This window comes from Rhodococcus koreensis, assembly GCF_017068375.1.
Lineage (GTDB): Bacteria > Actinomycetota > Actinomycetes > Mycobacteriales > Mycobacteriaceae > Rhodococcus_F > Rhodococcus_F koreensis.
Window position 1 is genome coordinate 7426776 of record NZ_CP070609.1, and the last position, 17321, is coordinate 7444096.

Here is a 17321-nt window from a genome sequence, read left to right on the forward strand (position 1 = left end):
GAGGAAATCCAATGCTCATTTCTCAGCGACCCACGCTGACCGAAGAGGTCATCGCTGACAACCGCTCGAAGTTCGTCATCGAGCCCCTCGAGCCAGGCTTCGGGTACACACTCGGCAATTCGCTCCGCCGTACGCTGCTCTCGTCGATTCCCGGCGCTGCTGTCACCAGCATCCGCATCGACGGCGTTCTGCACGAGTTCACCACAGTTCCCGGTGTGAAGGAAGATGTCACCGACATCATCCTGAACCTCAAGGGTCTCGTCGTGAGCTCCGAAGAGGACGAGCCGGTCACCATGTACGTCCGCAAGCAGGGCCCCGGCGCTGTGACCGCAGGCGACATCGTGCCCCCGGCCGGCGTCACCGTGAACAACCCGGATCTGCACATCGCCACCCTGAACGACAAGGGAAAGCTGGAGATCGAGCTCGTCGTCGAGCGCGGTCGCGGCTACGTCCCCGCCGTCCAGAACAAGGCGTCCGGCGCCGAGATCGGCCGTATCCCGGTCGACTCGATCTACTCGCCGGTGCTCAAGGTCACCTACAAGGTGGAGGCCACCCGCGTCGAGCAGCGCACCGACTTCGATCGGCTCGTGCTCGATGTGGAAACCAAGAACTCCATCACCGCTCGGGACGCGCTCGCTTCGGCGGGCAAGACCCTGGTTGAGCTCTTCGGCCTGGCCCGTGAGCTGAACGTCGAAGCAGAAGGCATCGAGATCGGACCCTCGCCCGCCGAGGCCGATCACATCGCTTCGTTCGGACTGCCCATCGAGGACCTGGACCTGACGGTCCGTTCCTACAACTGCCTCAAGCGCGAAGGTGTTCACACCGTCGGTGAGCTTGTCGGCCGTACCGAGTCCGATCTGCTCGACATCCGCAACTTCGGACAGAAGTCCATCGACGAGGTGAAGGTCAAGCTGCATTCGCTCGGCCTGGCCCTCAAGGACAGCCCCGCGTCCTTCGATCCCACCACCGTTGCCGGCTACGACGCCGCCACCGGAACGTGGAGCGACACGGACGCCGGTTCCTTCGGTGATGCCGAGGGCACCGAGGACTACGCCGAGACCGAACAGCTGTAGCTCACGGTCCTTTACTAGGAGATCATCATGCCCAAGCCCAAGAAGGGTGCTCGCTTCGGCGGGTCGGCTTCGCACCAGAAGGCGATCTTCGCCAATCTGGCTACCGCGCTCTTCGAGCACGGCCGCATCACCACCACGGAGTCCAAGGCCAAGGCCCTGCGCCCGTACGCCGAGAAGCTCGTCACGCACGCCAAGGCCGGAACCCTGGCTCACCGTCGCGAGGTTCTGAAGGTCATCCGCAACAAGGATGTCGTGCACACCCTGTTCGCGGAGATCGGCCCGTTCTACGCCGATCGTGACGGCGGCTACACCCGCATCATCAAGACGGTCCCCCGCAAGGGTGACAACGCGCCGATGGCGATCATCGAGCTCGTCAAGGAGAAGACCGTCACCTCCGAGGCCGACCGTGCTCGTCGCGTGAAGGCATCGCAGGATGCGCCGGCTGCTGCTCCCGCCGAGGAGAACGTCGTCGAGGCCGTCGAGGCCGAGGCAACCGACGCCGAGGTCGAGAACGCTGACGCCGTCGTCGAGGCCATCGAGGACGAGACCGCCACCGCGGCCGACGCTCCCGAGGCCGAAGAGGCCAAGAAGGACTAGTCCACTTGGTTTCGGCACACGCTGAATCGAACGAGCCCGTCGTCCCCCCGGGGGACGGCGGGCCCGTTTCGTATGAGACCCGTCGCTTGCGCCTGGACATCGCGTACGACGGAACCGATTTCTCCGGGTGGGCCCGCCAGAACGGCCTGCGCACGGTGTGCGGGGAGATCGAGGAGAAGCTCGGCGCCGTCCTGCGCACGCCGTTGCAGCTCACGGTGGCGGGGCGGACCGACGCCGGCGTCCACGCCACCGGTCAGGTCGCGCACGTCGACGTTCCGGTCGACGCCCTGCCGGAAGACCCGTCCCGGCTGGTCCGCAGGCTCGCGCGCTTTCTGCCGAAGGACGTGCGGATCAAGCGGATCTCCTTCGCGCCCGAACACTTCGATGCACGGTTCTCCGCGATGCGGAGGCACTACGAGTACCGCCTGACATCGGCGGTCTACGGTGCCGACCCGCTCCGAGCGAGGGACACCGTGTCGTATCCGAAGGTCCTCGACCTCGAACTCATGCGCTCGGCGTCCGCGATGCTGCTGGGACTGCACGACTTTGCGGCGTTCTGCAAACGCCGGGAAGGGGCCACCACGGTCCGCGATCTCCAGCGTTTCGATTGGGAACGCGACGGCGACGTGTTCACCGCCTTCGTCAGCGCCGACGCGTTCTGCTGGTCGATGGTGCGCAGTCTCGTCGGTGCGGTTCTCGCCGTGGGGGAGGGCAGGCGCGATCTCGGCTGGATCGAGGGTCTCCTCCGCGAGAAGTCGCGGTCGAGTTCGATTCTGGTGGCCCCCGCGCACGGACTGTCCCTGGTGCGGGTCGACTACCCCGAAGACGCGGATCTGGCGGCACGCAACCAGATCACCCGGGACGTTCGGACCGTGCCCGGCGGCTGCTGCGGCGACTGAAGCCGGATCGTCGACCTCCAGGATTGCCCCGGAAAGAAGGAGTGTGTTCATGACCGCAGTCGAGCCCGTCCGACTCGAGATCATCATCGGGTCCGTCAGAGTGGGCCGGATCGCTCCCGTCGTCGCCGGCTGGTTCGCCGAACGTGCGCGCGCCTACCCGGGACTGGACGTGGGGGTCATCGACCTCGCCGACACGCCGTTGCCGCAGGATCTCGGCGATTCCCCGGTGACGGACGAATTCCGCGAGCGGGTGGGCCGAGCCGACGGATTCGTGGCCGTCACCTCCGAATACAACCACGGCTACCCTGCGGCGCTGAAGACCGCGTTCGACAGTCTCAAACACGAATGGCGTTCGAAGCCCATCGGTTTCGTGTCGTACGGTGGGCTGGCCGGCGGGCTCCGGGCCACCGAACAGCTACGCCAGGTGGTGGCGGAACTGCACATGGTGTCGGTCCGGCAGAGTGTGAGCTTCCACCGGGTGCGCAAGAGATTCGACGACCAGGGGCAGACCACCGACGGCGCCGCCATCGACTCGGCGGACCGCATGCTGGCCCAGTTGGTGTGGTGGGCCGACGCGGTCCGGGTGCAGCGCGAGACCGCGCCGTACCCCGGCTAGTACTGGTAGGCGGGCGGGTACTCCTCCACCGCGCGCGGGCGGCCGATGAACGCAGTCTCGGACGAGATCGTGACCAGCATCAGTTCGATGCTCGTCCCTCCCGTCGACAGAAGAATCCGGTCGCCGAGAGCATTCGGCTGGACGATGGACAGGTCCGGTTCGGCGCCGGGCCACTGACTCGGCTCCCCGTACAGGTAGATCGCTGTGACCCCGGCGCGGGGCGGCAGCGCGTTGACGCCGTCGAACACCACCGTGTTGAACCTATTGTCGGACTGCGGGTTGTGACCCGCGATGCGCAACCGGTCAGGCGTGGCGATGGAGTCGATCAACGACGACCACGCGTCGGGCCGATCGGTGTGGATGAGCACCCGGGCACCTGTTGCAACGGCGCGGAACACCAGTTGCTGGGCGAGGTACAGCTCGCCCGCCACATAGACCATGCCGACGCCGGGACCTGCGATGCGGGCGGTGATTCCGTGGCCGTAGTCGTCGGAACCGATGAGCTGGCCGCACCCCGCCGGTGGCAACTGCAAGGCGCGCAGTTCCTCGACGGACATGTCGGTCAACGGCATCACGTCGTCGAGGTCCGACATCGCGAGGGGGAGATTGGACAGCAGCCCGTCCTTGTGCCTGCCCTGCATCGAGACGAGCCCGGGAATCGCGAGCGGCGCGGGCATCGTCCGGGTGGTCACCCGGCAGGCCGCACCGATCTTCACCTGGCCGTCGTACCCGCTGGGGCGGAGACGGATCGTCACCGTCGTGCCGAGGCTCGACGGAACCCACAGCTTCGCGAGCAGATCTCTCGTCAGGTACCGCGGGTCGACGCCGTAGCCGGTGTTGCACACTCCGGGCAGCGGCGCCTGCTTCCACGTCTGCGTGAAGGTTTTCGGGTCGACGCCGCGACTGATCTGCAGCGCGGCGGAGTCGATCTCGGGGGCGGTGAGAATCCGCGCGCGGCAGCCGGAATCGGCGAGGGCGCGCACGACCCGGCCGGCCGCGATCGTGATCGCGCGGGAAGCGCCTTCCTCGCCGCCGCCTCGCCGGGCCACAGCCGCGACGCTCTCGGTGGCGTCGAATCGCAGGGCGAGCCAGACCATCCGGGTCGCCGTCGCCGGGAGCGGTCCGACCAGTCTGTCGTACACATCGGTCGCGGGTGTGCCTGCCGCGGCGCGATAGCCGTGGCTGACGATGTCGATTCCGGTCAGCGAGATGTCGTGCTGCACGAGGCACGCGGCGAGCGCGTCGGTGGGGAGTTCGTGCGTCGTCTGGAAGCCGTCACGGGTGATCTGGGTGAGACTGCCCGCGGGAGGAAGGACCTCGACGACGGCGACCACGTTCCCCCCGTCCCAGCGGAGCCCGACGGACTGGCCGGTCGGCGCCTGGAAACCGACGGTGCGGGACTCCGTCCGGCCGGGTTCGGTGCAGTACCGCCAGTACGTCCGGGCCCAGTCCAGGCTCGACCAGCCGCCTACCCGGACGAGCGCGGCGACGACGAGAAGGACGGCAAGTGCGACGGCGCCCCACCAGACCAGCCCGCACAGCGAGGCCACGACGCCGCCGGTCACCCCCAGAAGTTGTGCGAGGATCACCTCGGTCGCCGAGAACCGAAGAGACGACGGCCGACGTGTGACGCGTGAGCGGTCCATGGTTCCTCCCCCGAATACCTGAACCCAGCAGACCCGTACCCGTCCGCCGTGAAGATTGTCGATGGAACTGTACTGTGTCACCCCGAGCGCTGTGCAGCACGGGGGAGGAACAATGGCTGTAACACCCACCACCCGGTGGCAGGTCAACGGGTATCGCTTTCTGGTCAGAAGGATGGAGCACGCCCTGGTGCGTCGCGACGTCCGAATGTTGCACGACCCCATGCGGTCGCAGTCACGCGCGCTCGCGGTGGGGGTTGTGATCGCGTCACTCGGCCTCGCAGGGTGCGCAGCGCTGGCGCTGTTCCGTCCGCAGGACAAGATCGGTGACGCGTCGATCGTCGTCGGCAAGGACTCGGGCGCAATGTTCGTCGTCATGGGCGACACTCTCCGTCCCGTTTTGAATCTCGCGTCCGCCCGGCTCATCGTCGGAAAGTCCGAGAATCCGGTGATCGTCAAGGAATCCGAACTCGACACCCGCGCGCGCGGTGCCCTCGTCGGGATCCCCGGCGCGCCGTCGGCGCTGCCTGCCGGAGACCCCGCGGCGAAGACCCCGTGGACCGTGTGCGATTCGATCGCGGCCGACGGAAATCATTCCGTCACAACATCGGTCATCGTCGGGAAGACGGAGGGTTCCGACGGCGGCGGGTCCCTCACGGGAGATCAGGCACTGCTTGCGTCGACCTCCGACGCGTCGTACCTGATCTACGGCGGCAAGCGGGCCAGGGTCGACCTGGACGACCCTGCTGTCACCCGTGCGCTGGGCCTCGAAGGCGCCCGGCCGCGTCCGGTGAGCAAGGGCCTCGTCAACGCCATCCCCGAGGTGCCGCCACTCGCGGCTCCCGTCATTCCGGGGGCCGGAAGCAGCCCTCGGTATCCGTTGCAGGACAAGGTCGTGGGATCGGTGTTCACGGCGCTGATCGGCTCCGAGGCCACCCACTACGTGGTCCTTCGCGACGGAATCCAGAAGATCAGCTCGGCCGTCGCGAACCTGATCTTCCTGTCGGACTCGCACGGCGACACCGAGATGTCGAGCGTCCCGCCGGACGCCACCAAGCGAATCCCCTCCGTGGAACAGATTGAGGTGGACAGCTTTCCCGAGTCGGCGCCCACGATCGTCGATGCCTCCGACAGTCCCGTGAGCTGCCTGACGTGGAAGCCTCTCCGTGCACCGGACGAGACCGGCTCGAGTGGTCCGGCGGCCGAACTGTCGCTGGTCGCGGGCCGCGCCCTCCCGATCCCGGGCGACGCCCGCGCGGTCGAACTGGCCCAGGCGGACGGCGCGGGCGACAACGCCGACACGGTCTATGTACAACCGGGAACCAGCGGTTTCGTGCAGTCCACCGGCATCGAGCCCACGAGCACGCGACGTGACAGCTGGTTCTTCGTCGCGGACACGGGAGTTCGGTTCGGTATCCCGGACAGGGACGCGGACAAAGACTCTGCCAAGGCATTGGGGCTCGACGGCGCCCAGCCTCTCGCGCCCTGGCAGATACTCGCCCTCCTGGCGCAGGGCCCCTCGCTCGGAAAGTCGTCGGCGCTCGTTGCACACGACGGTGTCGCACCGGACCTCGACCCTGCCGCTGTCGCGTCAGGATCCAGATAGGAGTTCGCGGGGGAGGACGCGGTCTCGTTCAGGCGTCCGCATCCTCCCCGTCGGGCGGAGGGTCAGTTCCGGTCGGTCGCCGAGCGGAACCGGCGGCGGAGCGGGAACGACGCCAGGACGCCGAGCACGAGCAGTGCGCTCAGCGTTCCGGTGGCCGCCACTGCGACGTTGCGCGGCCGATGGTCCGGGGGAGCAGCGGCCGGAAGCTCCTCGATCGCGACGGAATTCGACTGATCGACGATGGCATCGTCGAGGGGAACGTCGGCGGTGACTGCCGCCAGCGGATCGATGATCCCGTGCCCGACCGACGGATTCCACCCCTCTGCCGGAGCATGCGCCGTGGCCTCGATGCGGGCCATGACCTGCTGTGCGGACAGTTGCGGGAACCGCGAACGAACCAGGGCGACGGTCGCCGAGACGTACGGGGCGGCGAAACTCGTTCCCTGCACCGGCTCCGCGTTGCCCTCTGGGGCGTACACCGTGTTCGTCAGGTCGCCGGTGGTCGGGTGCAGTGACGTGAGACCGGTTCCCGGGGCTGCGACGTCGACCCACGGACCGGCCAGGCTGAAGTCGCTCGCCGAACCGTTTGGCTCGACGGAGCCGACGGTGAGCACGTAGTCGTCGTACCAGGCGGGACTCGCGATGGTGCTGACGGAGTCCCACAGATCGGCGCCGGGCCGGAGGGGGTCGACCGGTGGATTCTGAATCTTGCAGTCTCCGGAACCGAAGTTGCCTGCTGCCGCGACCACCACGGCGTTGTGCACCGTGACGGCGTACTTCACGGCAGCTCCCACGTACCGGTCGCCGCTGCCGATCCCCTCCGTAGCGGTCTTGCACGCGACCTCGGAGATGTTGATGACGGTCGCACCCTGGTCGGCCGCACGCCGGATCGCCGTCGCCATCGTCACAACGTTTCCGTATCCGCCGACCGAGTTGCCGGCGTTGTCGACCTCGTCGGCCTGGCCGGCGGGGTTGTACGCATTGCTCGACTGCCGGATCGACAGGATCCGCGAATCCGGTGCGCCACCGGAGAAACCGGAGCCGGGCACCTGCGAGGCGCCGATCAACCCGGCGACGAGAGTGCCGTGCGCGTCGCAGTCGACCGTTCCGGTCTGCGTCCCCACGAGGTCGCCGCCGTCCACGAGTCCGGGGAGACGGGGGTGCCGCGAGACGCCGGTGTCGATCACCGCGACGATCTGACCGGCGCCCCTCGTGATCGGCCAGACCGACTGGAAGTCGAGATCGCGCTGGGCCGCCGGGACGTCGGGGCCGTCGGGCACGCGCACGGCATCTTTGCAATTGCGGCGTAGCTCGGCCTTCTGGCGGTCCGTCGGTGGAACAAGTCCGACGTCCACGGGAGCGGGCACCACAGCCGAGGCGCCGCCCTGACCCACGGCGGCGGTGACCGCCACGATCGCGGTGGCCAGGACGACGCGGGTGAGCCGGCGCCTCACAGTCCACGCATCAGCGAGTAGAGACCGGTCACCCAGCACACCAGCGGGACGATCGACGCGATCACCGCCAGATCGATGAGCTCGGCCACCCGCCGCATCACGGGCGAGAACGTCCGGCGGGGGGCGAGGATTCCCAGCACCAGCCCGCCGACGGCGAACAGGATCGCGACCGCGAACGATGCGATCGCGAAGTCGGGTACGGCGACAGCCGCGGCGGTGAGCAGCAGAACCAGTATCGTCACCCCGCCCGCGATCAGCGGAACGGCCTGCTCGGCGCTGCTGTATGTGCGTCCCCGGAACATCAGGACGGTGGCGGTGGCGACGGCGAGAGCGAGTCCGGGCCAGAAGATTCCGTCGTGCACGCCCGGGTGCGCCGCGACGAGGGCGCCGGTCACGGCGAGTGCCGTCATCGCGCCGACCAGGCCCGTGAGGTACTTGCGGGCACGTGCCGCTCGCTGTGCGAGGGAGTCGAACGAGGGCATCGTCACCTCGTCGTCCGGGTCGTCCTCGGACGGATCGACCGACGTGCCCGGAGCGGGGACCGGGGGCAGCGGAAGCTTCGCCAGCAGTATCGACACCCGGGCCGAGAAGGCGAGTCCGATCAGCGCCGCCGCCACGAGGCCCGCGCCGACCGCGGCGGTCGGGTTGCCGAACAGCGTGGCCACGAGCGCGGCGATCGATCCGAACAGGGACGTCACCGACAGTGCCGTGAACAGTCGCAGCCCGACCCCGCCCAGTCGTAACGCCAGAACGGCGGTGGTACCGGCCAGCGCGAGCCCGAGGAGCAGGTGCGCAGCGCCGAGATCGCCCGGCACGAACAGAATTCCCGCGGCGAACGAGAGGGGAACGGCGCATCCGCTGAGGACCACGGAACTGGGCGCGTCGCCGTAGACGCGGCCGGTGACCGCGCCGGCGATCAGGAACAGCAGGGCCGTCGCGACGGCACAACCCGCCCCCAGGAATCCTTCCGTCCCCGCCCCGGACCACAACAGTGCGAACGAACCGACGACGGTGCCGAGCACGGCGGCGACGGAGCCCACGACCCGTGCGGAACCCCGGGTCCACTCGCGGTCGCCCTCGGCGTCGGCGATCGCCACGTTGTACATGATGTCGTCGAACAGCGGCGGCGGTGCGCCGGCGTGCACACTCTGCAGCACGAGGAGATCCCCGTCGCGGATTCCGTGCTCGTGCAACGTCAACGTGGTCGAGAGCGGCGAGTGCCCGATCTTCGCGAGAACCCACTCGCTCGGTTCGTACTGTTCGAGGGAGTCGTCGAAATCGTTGGTACTGCGATGGGTGCGAATGGTGTCGACGATCCCCGGAACGAGGATGGCAAGCGGCACACCGAACGGCACGGCCATGTCGACCTGCGAATGCGTCGACAGGACGGTGATGCGGCACAGATCGGCCGCGGCACCGGGACGGGTGGACGAAGCGGATCCCCGCGATTCGTCATGGGTGACGGACACTGCGATTCCCCCAACTCTTCCGACGCACAACCCCATCTGCGCCGTTACGACACCGATCGACGACAGATCACGGATCGTCGTCCGGTTTGATCACGGGTGACCTTACGACACTGCGGGCGGTGCCTCCAGTGTCCACCAGGGCACGACCTCCTATATGCCCGATCGCCCTCCATGGGTTAGTGTCTGACTTCGCGGATCGAGCCCAGGGGGGCGGACCCGGAGTTTCGGGATCGGATCGGCTGCACGGTTTTTTCGGGGCGGTTGTAGTCATGGGGGCGAGTAGTGAGCACTATTCGATTCGTGCGCAAAGCGCGACGGGAAGTACCACGCATTCCGGGCGGCGAAGTGAGCTTGCAGGCTCCGCCCGAGATTCCACGTCTGGTTCCCGGAAACCTTCTAACCAAGCTCCTTCCCGTGGTCATGGTCGTCGCCATGGTCGGGATGATGGCCCTGATGTTCTCGTCGGGCATGGCCCGCAATCCGATGTCGATGCTCTTTCCCGTCATGATGATGGTGTCGATGCTCGGCATGCTGGCAGGCGGCGGCCGTGGTGGCCCGAAAGCGGCGGAGGCCAACGAGGACCGCAAGGACTACCTGCGCTACCTCGATCAGCTGCGGCGCGACGTCAACGAGACCGGCGGGCAGCAGCGAAAAGCGCTCGACTGGAGTCACCCCGAACCCGGTCTGCTGTGGACCCTCGCAGGCACGGCTCGCATGTGGGAGCGCCGTATCACCGACCCCGACTACTGCCACGTGCGCGTCGGCCGGGGAAGCCAGCGCCTCGCGACCCGCCTGATCGCGCCGGAGACCGGACCGGTGGAGGATCTGGAACCGGTTGCAGCGGTGTCGCTTCGTCGCTTCGTCCGCGCGCACTCCGTCGTTCAGAACCTGCCCACCGCGGTGTCGCTGCGCGGCTTCGCGGCCATCTCCGTCGAAGGGGACCGCGGTACCGCACGGTCCCTGGTGCGGTCGATGCTCATGCAGTTGTGCGCATTCCACGGCCCGGACAATCTCCTGGTCGCCGTCGTGTGCGGTCCCGACACGGAGCACGAGTGGGACTGGGCGAAGTGGCTGCCGCACGCGCAGCATCCGGATTCGTCCGACGGTGTCGGTTCGTCCCGCATGATCTACGGCTCGATCCTCGAACTCGAATCCGCGCTCGGCCCCCAGCTGTCGATGCGAAACCGGTTCTCGCGCAACGCGCCCGCCGCGCCCGGTGTTCCGCAATTCGTCATCGTCGTCGACGGAGGGATTCTCGAGGGCGAATCGGGGATGATCACCGACGGCGGCGTCGACTCGGTCTCCGTTCTCGACATCAGCGGTTTCTGCCCGCGACTGACGGCCACGCGTGGCCTCCAACTCGTCGCGCAGGACGGATCCCTCGGCGCCCGCAGCGGAGTCGGAGTGGAGATGTTCGCGACAGCGGACCTCGTCAGCGCTCACCAGGCGGAAACACTGGCCCGGCGACTCGCGCCGTATCGGACGGCGTCGCATACGGCAGTGGACGCCGGCGACGACGATCAGCCGGTCCAGACGTGGAGCCAGATGCTGGGAATCGGCGACGTCGGCCGTCTCAACCCGGATCACGCGTGGCTGCCCCGCCAGGGCCGCGACCGGCTGCGGGTCCCGATCGGTGTGGGAGTGGACGGTCACCCGGTCGAGATCGACCTGAAGGAGTCGGCCGAGAACGGAATGGGGCCCCACGGACTGTGCATCGGAGCCACCGGTTCCGGCAAATCGGAGTTTCTGCGGACGTTGGTGCTCGGGCTGATCTCGACGCATTCGCCCGAGGCGCTCAACCTCGTCCTCGTCGACTTCAAGGGCGGCGCCACGTTCCTCGGCCTCGAGGACGCGCCGCAGGTCGCCGCGGTGATCACCAACCTCGCCGAGGAACTCGCGATGGTCGACCGGATGCGGGACGCCCTCGCCGGTGAGATGAACCGACGCCAGGAACTTCTGCGCTCCTCCGGGAACTTCGCGAACGTCACCGAATACGAGAAAGCCCGCCAGGCCGGCGCCGACCTCGACCCGCTGCCCGCGCTGTTCATCGTCGTCGACGAATTCTCCGAACTGCTCAGCCAGCAGCCCGAGTTCGCGGACCTCTTCGTCGCCATCGGCCGACTCGGCCGGTCGCTGCACATCCACCTGCTCCTGGCGAGTCAGCGGCTGGAAGAGGGCAAACTGCGAGGCCTCGACAGCCACCTGTCGTACCGGATCGGCCTCAAGACGTTCTCGGCCAACGAATCGCGCACCGTGCTCGGTGTACCGGACGCCTACCACCTGCCCGCGACCCCGGGCGCCGGATACCTCAAATGCGATTCCGCGGAGATCGTCCGCTTCCAGGCCTCGTACGTGTCCGGCACCTACGAGGGCGGTCGCGTCGACAACGTGCGGCGCCCCGGTGAGGCGGCGGTCGACCTGCGGCCGAAGATCTTCACGGCCGCACCCGTCGCCGTCGACGTCGTCGAGATCCACGACGAACCACAGTCACTCCACCTGACCGAGGAGGCGGCGGAAACCCGCACCACCATCGACGTCGTGGTCGAACGGATCAAGGACCGCGGACCGCGCGCCCACGAGGTGTGGCTGCGGCCCCTCGACGCCGCGCCGACCCTCGACCAGATGCTGCCGAGGTCCGTTCTCACCGAACCGGTTCCCGCACTGAGTTCGCTGCGTGCACCGATCGGGATCATCGACAGACCCTACGACCAGCGGCGCGACCCGCTCGTCGTGGATCTGTCCGGGTCCACCGGCAACATGGCCGTGGTGGGTGGACCACAGTCGGGCAAGTCCACTGCGATCCGCACGCTCATCACGTCGCTGGCCGCCACCCATTCCGCGGAGCAGGTGCAGTTCTACTGCCTCGACTTCGGTGGCGGCACGCTCGCCGGACTGTCGGGACTACCGCACGTCGGATCGGTCGCCAACCGCCTCGACGTGGACCGGGTGCGGCGCACCGTCGCCGAGATGAACACCATCGTGCGTCAACGCGAGGAGCGTTTCCGCGAACTCGGGGTCGAGTCGATGGCGGAGTTCCGCCGTCTACGTGCCTCCGACCCCGGCAGCGGCGGCCCGGCTGCGGGGGTCGCGCAGGACCCGTTCGGCGACGTGTTCCTGGTGATCGACGGGTTCGGCAGCATCCGTCAGGATTTCGAGGCTCTCGAACAGCAGATCACCAACCTTGCGTCCCAGGGCTTGTCGTACGGCGTGCACGTGGTCCTCACGGCGTCACGGTGGGGCGAGGTCCGGCCCGCGCTCAAGGATCAGCTCGGCACGCGCATCGAGCTGCGGCTCGGTGACCCGTCGGACTCGGACCTCGGTCGCAAGACCGCGGCACTCGTTCCCGAAGGCAGGCCCGGACGCGGCATGACCCGCGACAGCCTGCATCTGCTCATCGGGTTGCCGAGGTTCGACGGGAGCTCGGATCCGACCGCCCTGGCAACCGGGGTGGCGCACGCGGTGTCCGCCGTCGCCGCCGCGACCCACGGCAGGCCCGCTCCAAAGGTGCGAATGCTGCCGGCACAGATCGCCCGCGAAGACCTGCTCCACGCTGCCGGGGGGTGGCCGTCCTACCTGGACCCTGCGCAGGCATGTCTGCAGATTCCGATCGGCCTCGACGAGGCCGAGTTGACCCCGATGTTCCTGAACTTCGCCGAGCAGCCCCACTTCCTGGTTTTCGGCGACACCGAATGCGGTAAGACGACGCTCCTGCGGAACATCTGCGAGGGCATCATGGCGTCGAACACGAGCAAACAGGCGAAGATCATTCTCGGCGACTATCGGCGCACGATGCTCGGTGTCGTCGAAACGGAGCACCTCGCCTCGTACGCACCGTCCGAGGACGTGCTGGGGACGAACATGAGGGATCTCGCGTTCCTGCTGAAGGAGCGCATGCCGGGTCCCGGGTTCAGCCGCCAGCAGCAGCGCGACCGGTCCTGGTGGTCGGGCCCCGAAATCTTCGTCGTCATCGACGACTACGACCTCGTCGTGACCTCGAGCGGGAACCCCGTCTCCGCGATCGTCGAATTCCTGCCGCACGCCCGCGACATCGGATTCCACCTGATCATCGCGCGACGCTCCGGCGGTGCGGCACGGGCGATGTACGAGCCGGTCATCGCACGCCTGCGTGATCTGCAATCCACGGGCCTCGTGATGAGCGGCAACCGGGAGGAGGGCAACCTCATCGGCACCGTCCGTCCGAGCGCGATGCCTCCCGGGCGCGGAACGCTGGTCAACCGTGCGGGTACCGGCCTGATCCAGCTCGCGTGGATGCCCCCGCTGTGATGTCGTCGGTCGCGATTCACCTCACTGAATCCGGCATGTGGTCCTGCGTGCAGGGCGTGACGAGGGCGGTACGCGAGACGACGCCGCTGTGCTTCGTCGACGACGAGTACGTCGACGTCGACGGTGGTGTTCTCGCGGTGTCCGACGCACTGACCGCGGTGTACCGGTCTGTGATCGGCGGTGCGGGGGAGGCGTCGCCGATCGCGACGGCGGTACTGTCGCACCCGACGGAGTGGGGTTCCGCGCGGCAGAATGTGCTCGCCGCCGCGGGTTCACGGGTTGCCGCCGACACCGTGCTGGTTCCGGTCGCGGTGGCGGCGGCCGAGGGTGCTGTTTCTTCCGGCGGTCGATGGCTGGTGCTCGAAAGCCGGACGATGGGCGCGACGGCCAGTTACGTGGTCGGTGAGGTCGGCGGATACCGGGTCGTCGCATGCGAGCACGACCCGTCGCTCTGCGCGGACGAGGGGATCGACGAGTGGGCTGCGGCGATCGCGGAACTCGGTGCGCGGGCCCGCGGTGATCGCCCGGTCGACGGAATCCTCCTGACGGGGGCCGGAGATTCGCAGGAGCGCGCATCGATGCGGGACGCCGTGGTCGCGGTCGCGCCCGCGAACACCGATGTCCGGATCGTCACCGGAGAAGAGATTGCCCGGGCACTCGTCGTCGGCGTGGTCGACGCCGACGAAGCGCCGACGACGATGGCTGTCCCGCAGTCGAACTGGCTCGAACCGGCACTGCAGGGGTCGGATCGCGGGGGCCGGCGGAACGTGCGGCCCACTTTTCTCGCGGTGGCTGCGGTGCTGGCAGTGGTCGTCGGGGCCGTTCTCGTCTTCACACTTCGCGACCCCGACCCCGGCACCGAAACGGTCCGCGCACTCGACGCGAGTGCGGCACCGGCGGCCCCGGCCCCGACGCTCACGCGGTCCGCGGTGCCGACGACCACCACGACCGACGCCAGCCTCGAGGTGGGCGGCATTCGTGTAACGCTGCCGAGCGGATGGAAGGAGCGGGCACCCGCGTCGAACTCCGCCGTGCCCCGGCTGGAATTGGTGCCGGCAGGTGGGGCCGACAGGCGAATCATCATCACGCAGAACGCGGTTCGAGAGGGTTCCGGATACGACGAGGTGGCGGCGACGCTCGCGTCGAAGATCGCGCAGCGCGGCCGGCCCGAACTGTTCGGCGAACTCGAGCGCGACGTCGTGTTCGGAGGCAGACCCGGCATCGCGTACAGCGAGTTCCCCGACGAGAGTTCCGCGGTGCGATGGCACGTACTCGTCGAACGCGACCTCCAGGTGAGCGTCGGCTGCCAGTTCCTGGCCGAGGAGTGGGAGTCGATCGAGAGCGTGTGCGAGGACGTCGTGCGGTCGCTGGTGATCGTCCGGTGATCCCGTTCTCTTCGCCGAGAAATCTTCCACGGAGGTGGAACCGATTGGGCGGATGACGCGTCCAATCTTGTGTAGGGGTGAATTCGGGCAGTCCAGTGGGGGCCGCCGCACCGAGAGCAGAAGGAGTCACACATGGCGGGAGTTGTTACCGATGTCGGCCAGATGGAGGTCGCGGCCAATCACGTGCAGACGGTGAACAGCCAGCTGCAGGGCACGATCAACAGCCTCAAGGGTCGTTGCGAGGAGTCGTCTTCGGCGTGGCAGGGTGGAGCGCAGACGGCGTTCATGAACCTGATGGCACGGTACGGAGATGCCTCGCGCCGTATGCAGGAGTCGCTGGACGAGATTGCGGTGAAGATCCGCGAGAACGGCAAGGGTTACGACGCCGCCGAGCAGGCCAACCAGGATGCGATCCATTCGGCTGGAGCCTCGGGATCGCTCGACATCTAGCGCCGGCACCGAGAACAGTTACGAAGCTCGAGGGGAGCACCGAATGTTGAAGTACGGATTTGCCGAGTTGCAGGCGCTGGCGGCCGACATCAAGTCGAACGAAGCGAAGCTGCGCGAGACGCACGACGAGCTCAAGGGCTACGTCAACGGCCTCGTGGCGCAGTGGGAGAGCGGTGCGCGGGACAACTACCAGGCTGTGCAGGCCAAGTGGGACAGCTCTCACGAGGATCTGCTCCAGGTCCTGCAGACGATCTCGAAGGTCGTCCAGGACGGCGCCATCGACATGCAGTCCGCGGAAGACCGGAACGCCACGGCCTGGCTCTGATCTTCGCGTGACACACCCGAGTGCCCCAGCAATCCACGGTTGCTGGGGCACTGTCGTCGCCGCCGTGTACGACGAGGGGATCAGTCGGCGGGCGGTATCAGTCGGCTGAGGACGACGCTGCTCTTGGTCTGGAGGACGGCCGGCTCCGACCGCAGGTTCTCCAGCGTTCGTTCGAGGTGTGCGGTGTCGGTGGTGCGGACGCGGAGCAGGGCGTTGGCGTCGCCGGTGACCGTGTACGCCTCCTGAACCTCGGTGTGGCGGGACACGATCCGCGCGATCTCCACGGCCGACGTGCGACCGCTGCAGTACAACTCGACGAACACCTCGACGCCCGGGCCGAGGGCGCGGGGATCGAGCGCCGCATGGAATCCGGTGATCGCTCCGGACTCGACCAGTCGATCGACCCGGCGCTTCACGGCCGGTGCGGACAGCCCGACCTCGGCGCCGATGGTGGCGAAGCTGGACCGTGCATTGCGCTCCAGTCGCGCAACGATCCGCCGATCGAGCCCGTCCAGACGCAACGAATCATCCATGTGATGGAACGCTAGCGCATTGATCAGGCCTTTTGGTGGGTGGATACTGATGTCACCGACACCGATCGAGGGGGAGTGGAGATGGCGCCCACTGCTGGTATCGAGTCCGAGAGCCCCTATGAGGAGCCGGCGGTCGCGCCGGGCGACGCCGTCCGCCACGCCCACCCGCGGACCTACCTGATGTGCCCGCCCACGTATTTCGACGTCGTCTACGCCATCAACGACTGGATGCGCCCCGGTGAACCCGTGGACCGGGACCGTGCGATGTCGCAGTGGTCCGCGCTCGCGGACACCTACCGGCGGCTCGGCCACGAGGTGCTGACGATCGACCCCGTCGAGGGGCTCCCGGACATGGTGTTCGTCACCGACAGCGGACTCGTCGTCGACGGCGTCGCTCTCGGCGCCCGGTACCGGACCGCCGAGCGACGCGCCGAGGCCGAACACGTGTTCCGGTGGTTTCGGGACAACGGGCTGATCAGGCCCACCCTGCCGCGGTACGTCAACGAGGGGGAGGGCGACTTCCTCGTCGTCGGCGACGTGATCCTCGCTGGAACCGGGTTCCGGTCCGACCCACGGTCGCACGCCGAGGCGTCGGCGCACCTCGGTCGTCCGGTGATCACCCTGAACCTGGTGAACCCGCGCTACTACCACCTCAACACCGCGCTGGGCGTGCTCGACGACAGCACCATCGCGTACCTGCCCTCCGCGTTTTCGCCCGACAGTCGCGACGTGCTGGGGCGAATATTCCCCGATGCGGTGATCGCCGCCGGGACGGACACCGACTGGCTCGGACTCAACCTGGTCAGCGACGGCGCCAATGTGGTGTTGCCCGTGCAGGCTTCACACCTCGCCGACCAGCTGTCGGACCGCGGGTACGAACCCGTTCCGGTCGACTACTCGGAATTCCTCAAATCCGGTGGCGGAATCAAGTGCAGCACTTTGGAGCTCCGCGGCTTCCGCGGGATCCGGGACGAAAGTCAGGGGTGA

At 67.8% G+C, this 17321-nt stretch carries 14 protein-coding genes; 10 read left to right on the forward strand and 4 right to left on the reverse strand.

Translation table 11 applies throughout. The features are described from left to right. Positions 1-11: 11 nt before the first annotated feature. From JWS14_RS33535 to JWS14_RS33550, 4 genes are read left to right on the forward strand one after another with little or no spacing between them, the layout of a single operon-like run. Positions 12-1073, forward strand: a complete 1062-nt coding sequence (locus tag JWS14_RS33535) for a DNA-directed RNA polymerase subunit alpha (protein WP_005239684.1) — start codon at positions 12-14, stop codon at positions 1071-1073. Between the two features lie 27 nt (positions 1074-1100). After that, the gene (gene rplQ, locus JWS14_RS33540; RefSeq protein WP_011598158.1) at positions 1101-1670 is read left to right on the forward strand and encodes a 50S ribosomal protein L17; all 570 of its coding nucleotides are present in this window, start codon (positions 1101-1103) and stop codon (positions 1668-1670) included. Between the two features lie 5 nt (positions 1671-1675). Beyond that, complete coding sequence (gene truA, locus JWS14_RS33545; RefSeq protein ID WP_206015186.1) at positions 1676-2569, forward strand: tRNA pseudouridine(38-40) synthase TruA; 894 nt, start codon at positions 1676-1678, stop codon at positions 2567-2569. Positions 2570-2618: 49 nt separating this feature from the next. Continuing rightward, entirely contained in the window at positions 2619-3185 is a 567-nt protein-coding gene (locus JWS14_RS33550; protein ID WP_072945714.1) for an NADPH-dependent FMN reductase, read from the forward strand. Here JWS14_RS33550 and eccE read toward each other — a convergent pair. Further along, positions 3182-4831, reverse strand: coding sequence for a type VII secretion protein EccE (gene eccE / locus JWS14_RS33555; RefSeq protein ID WP_206015187.1), 1650 nt, complete (start codon positions 4829-4831; stop codon positions 3182-3184). The genes JWS14_RS33550 and eccE overlap by 4 nt on opposite strands. Positions 4832-4943: 112 nt before the next feature. Here eccE and eccB point away from each other — a divergent pair, with 112 nt between their 5' ends. Further along, complete coding sequence (gene eccB / locus JWS14_RS33560) at positions 4944-6434, forward strand: type VII secretion protein EccB (protein ID WP_206015188.1); 1491 nt, start codon at positions 4944-4946, stop codon at positions 6432-6434. A 62-nt stretch (positions 6435-6496) separates the two neighbouring features. Here the strand turns inward: eccB and mycP are convergent, their stop codons facing one another. Continuing rightward, the gene (gene mycP / locus JWS14_RS33565; protein WP_072945721.1) at positions 6497-7888 is read right to left on the reverse strand and encodes a type VII secretion-associated serine protease mycosin; all 1392 of its coding nucleotides are present in this window, start codon (positions 7886-7888) and stop codon (positions 6497-6499) included. Beyond that, complete coding sequence (gene eccD / locus JWS14_RS33570; protein ID WP_206015189.1) at positions 7885-9357, reverse strand: type VII secretion integral membrane protein EccD; 1473 nt, start codon at positions 9355-9357, stop codon at positions 7885-7887. The genes mycP and eccD overlap by 4 nt, the downstream gene beginning before the upstream one ends. Before the next feature lie 282 nt (positions 9358-9639). Here eccD and eccCa point away from each other — a divergent pair, with 282 nt between their 5' ends. The 4 genes from eccCa (at position 9640) to JWS14_RS33590 (ending at position 15801) form a co-directional block, all read left to right on the forward strand. Then, the gene (gene eccCa / locus JWS14_RS33575) at positions 9640-13641 is read left to right on the forward strand and encodes a type VII secretion protein EccCa (protein ID WP_206015190.1); all 4002 of its coding nucleotides are present in this window, start codon (positions 9640-9642) and stop codon (positions 13639-13641) included. Further along, positions 13623-15026 carry a type VII secretion-associated protein gene (locus JWS14_RS33580; protein WP_241031542.1) on the forward strand — a complete coding sequence of 468 codons (1404 nt, stop codon included), beginning with the start codon at positions 13623-13625 and terminating at the stop codon, positions 15024-15026. The genes eccCa and JWS14_RS33580 overlap by 19 nt, the downstream gene beginning before the upstream one ends. Before the next feature lie 132 nt (positions 15027-15158). Further along, a complete protein-coding gene (locus JWS14_RS33585) occupies positions 15159-15476 on the forward strand; it encodes a WXG100 family type VII secretion target (RefSeq protein ID WP_015889935.1) in 318 nt (105 codons plus the stop codon). A gap of 43 nt (positions 15477-15519) precedes the next feature. Continuing rightward, positions 15520-15801 carry a WXG100 family type VII secretion target gene (locus JWS14_RS33590; protein ID WP_072945730.1) on the forward strand — a complete coding sequence of 94 codons (282 nt, stop codon included), beginning with the start codon at positions 15520-15522 and terminating at the stop codon, positions 15799-15801. Between the two features lie 80 nt (positions 15802-15881). On the opposite strand, the gene JWS14_RS33595 is transcribed toward JWS14_RS33590, so the two are convergent. Further along, positions 15882-16334, reverse strand: a complete 453-nt coding sequence (locus JWS14_RS33595) for an Lrp/AsnC family transcriptional regulator (RefSeq protein WP_072945733.1) — start codon at positions 16332-16334, stop codon at positions 15882-15884. An 81-nt stretch (positions 16335-16415) separates the two neighbouring features. Here JWS14_RS33595 and ddaH point away from each other — a divergent pair, with 81 nt between their 5' ends. Beyond that, entirely contained in the window at positions 16416-17321 is a 906-nt protein-coding gene (ddaH, locus tag JWS14_RS33600; protein WP_206015191.1) for a dimethylargininase, read from the forward strand.

Excerpts from the sequence above, each read along its gene's own strand:
- JWS14_RS33535 (WP_005239684.1), top strand. The coding sequence starts at position 12 with ATGCTCATTTCTCAGCGACCCACGCTGACCGAAGAGGTCATCGCTGAC.
- rplQ (WP_011598158.1), top strand. The coding sequence starts at position 1,101 with ATGCCCAAGCCCAAGAAGGGTGCTCGCTTCGGCGGGTCGGCTTCGCAC.
- JWS14_RS33550 (WP_072945714.1), top strand. The coding sequence starts at position 2,619 with ATGACCGCAGTCGAGCCCGTCCGACTCGAGATCATCATCGGGTCCGTC.
- eccE (WP_206015187.1), bottom strand. The coding sequence starts at position 4,831 with ATGGACCGCTCACGCGTCACACGTCGGCCGTCGTCTCTTCGGTTCTCG.
- eccB (WP_206015188.1), top strand. The coding sequence starts at position 4,944 with ATGGCTGTAACACCCACCACCCGGTGGCAGGTCAACGGGTATCGCTTT.
- JWS14_RS33585 (WP_015889935.1), top strand. The coding sequence starts at position 15,159 with ATGGCGGGAGTTGTTACCGATGTCGGCCAGATGGAGGTCGCGGCCAAT.
- JWS14_RS33590 (WP_072945730.1), top strand. The coding sequence starts at position 15,520 with ATGTTGAAGTACGGATTTGCCGAGTTGCAGGCGCTGGCGGCCGACATC.
- JWS14_RS33595 (WP_072945733.1), bottom strand. The coding sequence starts at position 16,334 with ATGGATGATTCGTTGCGTCTGGACGGGCTCGATCGGCGGATCGTTGCG.
- ddaH (WP_206015191.1), top strand. The coding sequence starts at position 16,416 with ATGGCGCCCACTGCTGGTATCGAGTCCGAGAGCCCCTATGAGGAGCCG.